Consider the following 5,100-nt stretch of genomic DNA (forward strand, 5'->3'; position numbering starts at 1 on the left):
AATGAATAGAAAGTTGTATTCTTTTTGACGTTATATTGCAACCCAAAAACATGAACATAAGATATTGCTCATGGGAGTATCTTTACTTTCTTTATAATGCTTAATAGAGACAGGAAATAAATTATGAAATGCACTACATTGGCTGTTAAAGATAGCATGCCATTGCATTGCGAAATGAGAATCCTAAGTATCCTTACATAACAAAGCTACAAAGTTGCTAATGGTTACTTTTATTATAAAAAATACTAAAAAAGATAACTTAATAGGAATTATAGAGAGAATAACTGTTTGTTTGATACTGATAGAAGCTTTAGGATACAACAACTTAATTATCTACAAAGGAGTTAATAATGAATAAAGTTGCAATTATTACAGGCAGCGCAAGTGGCATAGGGTTAGAAATAGCAAAAGCTTTTTTAGATTCCCAATATCATGTAGTTTTTTCAGATATTAGGAAAGATGCGTTGGATTCTGTTGTGAATCTCCACAACACAACTAATAATTGCATTGGCATTTGCTGTGATGTCAGCAATGAGGGCGATGTTCAAAACCTAATCACTAAAGCCCATGCACATTATCAACGCATTGATGTTCTGATTAATAACGCAGGCTTGCAACATGTTGCAAAGATAGAGGATTTTCCTACAAGTAAATTTGAAACCATGATAAAGATTATGTTGGTGGGAGCATTTATGACGACTAAATATGTTCTGCCAATTATGAAAGAGCAAAAATTCGGGCGCATCATTAATATGTCATCTATTAATGGACTGATAGGTTTTGCGGGTAAGGCAGCTTATAACAGTGCAAAACATGGGCTTATAGGACTAACAAAGGTTACTGCATTAGAATGCGCACAAGAGGGAATTACAGCTAATGCAATTTGTCCCGGGTATATTGATACGCCCTTAGTAAGAGGACAAATGCAAGACTTGGCAAATACTAGAGGAGTAAGCTTAGAACGAGTTTTAGACGAGGTGCTTTATCCTCTTATCCCACAAAAAAAGCTTATTGATATTCATGATATTGCTGCATTGGCTTTATTCTTATCTTCAGATTCTGCAAAACATATCACGGGGCAATCCTTAGTGATTGATGCAGGTTATACAACACAATAATGTACCACATTTATCTTATTATTTAAGGGAGCAGCATGACAGCCATTATTGTAGGACTAATCATCCTCATGTTATTTGCATATTTTGGGTGGTCTATCATTTGGGTAGCACCTCTTGCAGCTGGAGTCGTAGCAATATGCAGTGGTTTGGATATTTTTGATAGTTATACTAACATTTATATGAGTGGTTTAGTTGGGTTTGCTAAACAATGGTTTCCCGTTTTTATGTTAGGAGCAATTTTTGGCAAACTCATGGAAACCACACAAATGGCGACTTCTATTTCTTTATTAATTGGGAAAGTTTTAGGAGAGAAAAGAGCTATTTTAGGAGTTATTCTCTCTGCTGCGATTCTTACCTATGGAGGAGTTAGCCTATTTGTAGTTGTTTTTGCTGTGTATCCGCTAGCACTTTCTCTTTTTAAAGGAGCAAATATTCCAAGGAGACTTATCCCGGCTACTGTCGCACTGGGTGCTTTTACTTTTACTATGGTTGCAATGCCCGGAACACCTCAAATCCAGAATCTTATTCCTATGCAATACTTTGGTACAACTCCTATGGCTTCTTCAATCATGGGAATTATTGCAAGCCTTATTATGTTTCTAGGGGGATATTTCTACCTCAAATACAGAGAAAACACCCTAAAGGCTAAAAACGAGCATTTTGATATGCCAGAAAACAACCAATCACATCAAGCAGATTCTGAGCCACCCCATTTTTTAATCTCTTTAATTCCTCTTGTGTCAGTGGTCGTATTGCTTAATGTTTTTAAATTCGAGATTATTAACGCGCTTTTGTGTGGCATAGCAATAATATTGCTTTTAAACCTCAATAAAATAAATTGTTTTATTACGGCAATTAATCAAGGGGCGACAGGTTCTGTTATAGCCATTATTAACACGAGCGCGGCTGTGGGGTTTGGTTCTGTAGTAAAATCTGCCCCGGGATTTAGCACCTTAACAGATTTACTCCTAAGTATTAAGGGCAGCCCTCTTATTTCAGAGGCAATTGCAATCAATATCCTTGCTGGTGCTACAGGTTCGGCTTCTGGCGGCATGGGAATAGCCCTAGAAGCTTTGAGCGAAAAATATAAAGAAATTGCCTTAAGTCAAAATATTCCTTTAGAACTTTTTCACCGTGTCGCTTCCATCTCGTCAGGGGGGCTTGATGCTCTACCTCATAATGGAGCGGTTTTAACCTTGCTAACTATCACTGCAATGACACACAAAAAAAGCTACTTAGATATTTGTGTAGTCGCTGTGATAATTCCTATCATTGCCTTAGCAATAGGAATAATATTTGCCCATTTTGGAATCTACTAAATACCATGCTTAATGATAAAAAGATGCAGCTATTGGAAGACAAAATATCTCGACTTCCTATCAATCAGATGCGATATAGCCTGTTGCTAGAATCTTGAATCATTGCTCCTTAGGTAAAGGGAATAGGTGAAGAGAAAATGTTATTTCACAAATTATTATATTTCACCCAAATTTACAAAAATAAAGAAATTTTGTAAATCACATATTAATATTTCTTCTGAATCTCTTGTTGGTTTTATGTAAAACAATTGCAGAAAAACTATTAGAATAATTTTCTGTTTAATTGCCTTACAACAAAGTTACTATTTACTTTTTCATTGCTGTTTGGTCTGATTGTCTTTAGTGAGTCATTGAGGATAATTGTAACGGGTATGATAAAAGAATGATGATGTTATTTCACTCCCATAAACCTTTACTTTAAAAATTACAAGGTTTATTCTTGCGAATAGATGAGTAGCAAGTAAAACAAAGAAGATAAATAAAAGGTTGTGTTGTTGCCTGTTGCACTTCATCAGCCTATGAAGTAATAATGCGTAAAGATTTGTAATTCTTTGGTATTTTGCCTCAATTAGGACAAGAATAAGGAGACAAAGGACTCGCAAATCAAGATTTAACATGAGATGTGGTAAGAGATTCTCTCTCATGACTAAATATTCTACAAATAAAGAAACTCTTAATAAGTATTTTGTTCTCATGAAGTTAATGGTCTTTGGGTGGATTTCATCTCATCTATCATCTGAGATTCTATTGTTTTCTGTTACACAAAAGGTGTTCTGAAATGTACTAAATGTGTATCACAAGATATGGTGGGTGGGAATGATGTAGAAGATTCACATATTCAGGCTTTGCGTGTAAAAACACAAGTTTTTCAACGCCAATAAACACCCCATCACACTAAAAGCATATCCCATTATCTCTATGTATCGACTGCAAGATTATCACTCCTTTACATATTTTGCGTGTTTTACCTTGATTTTATTTGACTTCTATTGCTTGCTAATCGTGCATAGTCCCCTCCCCTTTTTTATTGATTGTGTTAATAATAGGATAAAGCAATCTCTTGCTCAACTATTTTCATTAATTAGGAGAGATAGCCCTCATACCTAATGAATAAAAAATTAAATTAGTAATATTATTTATAATATTCGTAATACTATAGTAATATTTTAATACATATAAGTATTACTAAATTTTTGGGAGGTATTTATGAAATACCAATGGATTTCATTTTGTGTTTTTTTGCTCACTTTAATGAATCTCATGGCAGAAGATTCGTTAGCAAAAGTCTATCAGTTAGAAACTTCATCTGTAACAGCCACGAGGATTCCAACGACAATAGATGAAGCACCCGGAAATGTCAATGTCATCACCAAAGAAGACATCAATCTGCGTCCTAATACTAAATTCAGTGACACCCTGCGCGGAATGGAGGGTATAAGGCAGAGCAAGTCAAGAGGTATGGATACTTTTGATACTGCAACAATCAGAGGTATTGCAAATGGCACAATGATAATGCTTGATGGAGTAATGCTCAATGATATTAACAATAATACCAAGCCCATTGTAGCAATGAATGCCGATGATTTAGAGCAAGTTGAGGTTATAAGGGGACCATTTTCTAATCTTTATGGAAGTGGGGCATTAGGTGGAGCAATTAATTTCGTAACCGCTATGCCTCAAAAATTTGAAATCAAGGCAAAATTAGGCTATGGCAATCCCTTTCAAAAAGATACTGCACAAGAGAATCTTATAAGAGGATATTTCTCTATTGGCGATACATTTTTAGATAAAAAGCTGCGTATAAAAGCAAGTTATGGATTTACTACATCTAGTGGCTATCCTGCCGATAGCGCATGGGTTTATCCCAATGATAACATTCTTAATCATGCTAGCGGACAGATTCCATCACAAAGCGCAAATGGTGAGAGTATCTTTGTTATTGGTGATATGGGGAAACAATCTTACAACACGCATGATTTCAGGTTAAAGTTCCAAGCAGATGTGAGTGATAGCATTCACATTGAATCAGGAGGAAGCCTTAATCTCTACAGTTACACACATTTAGACCATAAAACCTATCTCTACAATACCTCTACTCATCAACAAATTTGGGGAAATAACTCCAATACTGTTATAAATAACAATCAAGAAGACACAAGCAAAAGACGTCCTTATCCTATTAACTTTGGTCGTAATATCGGGCAAGAAAAATTCTTACAAAGCATAGTATATCTAGGTTATCAACATTATTTTAATGAAATTATGTTGAGCGCAAAATATTCAAGAATTGATAGCTGGGATAATTTTAACAACCCCGATGGTGGCATAAATATGGATAATCCTAGCCAAGCCAACACCACAATGGCAGGAGGAGATGGCTCACAAACTTTCACCCGACACCAAACCAATAATCTTGATATTTTTACCGATATTCCTTTTGATATTCCACGCACTCAAGCCCATCACTTTTTAATTGGCTTGCAGTTGCGTCAAACTAGCTTAGATTCACAGATAAATAATATCAACAACTGGCGGGACTATAATAGCTTTGTAGTTGGAATAAGAAACAAGCAAGGAGGTAAGTCTTTGAATGTTGGGGGATTTATGGAATACCGTTCTCAATGGCTAAAATCCTTGAGTACAACAATCGGAATGCGTTATGA

The 5,100-nt window shown here is 35.5% G+C and carries 3 protein-coding genes; all 3 read left to right on the plus strand.

Annotated elements, in window-relative coordinates; translation table 11 throughout:
- The first annotated feature begins 350 nt into the window (after positions 1-350).
- Positions 351-1,118, plus strand: coding sequence for a 3-hydroxybutyrate dehydrogenase (locus tag CQA44_RS11055; RefSeq protein ID WP_115547289.1), 768 nt, complete (start codon positions 351-353; stop codon positions 1,116-1,118).
- A 35-nt stretch (positions 1,119-1,153) separates the two neighbouring features.
- Positions 1,154-2,437: a GntP family permease gene (locus CQA44_RS11060; RefSeq protein WP_115547290.1), complete on the plus strand. Its 1,284-nt coding sequence runs from the start codon at positions 1,154-1,156 to the stop codon at positions 2,435-2,437.
- Between the two features lie 1,206 nt (positions 2,438-3,643).
- Positions 3,644-5,100 (plus strand): TonB-dependent siderophore receptor (locus tag CQA44_RS11065; RefSeq protein WP_181881891.1); only part of this gene is annotated, 1,457 nt, incomplete at its 3' end.

Source organism: Helicobacter sp. MIT 14-3879 (genome assembly GCF_003364125.1).

Coding starts and splice junctions, on each gene's coding strand:
- CQA44_RS11060 (WP_115547290.1), top strand. CDS start 1,154: ATGACAGCCATTATTGTAGGACTAATCATCCTCATGTTATTTGCATAT.
- CQA44_RS11055 (WP_115547289.1), top strand. CDS start 351: ATGAATAAAGTTGCAATTATTACAGGCAGCGCAAGTGGCATAGGGTTA.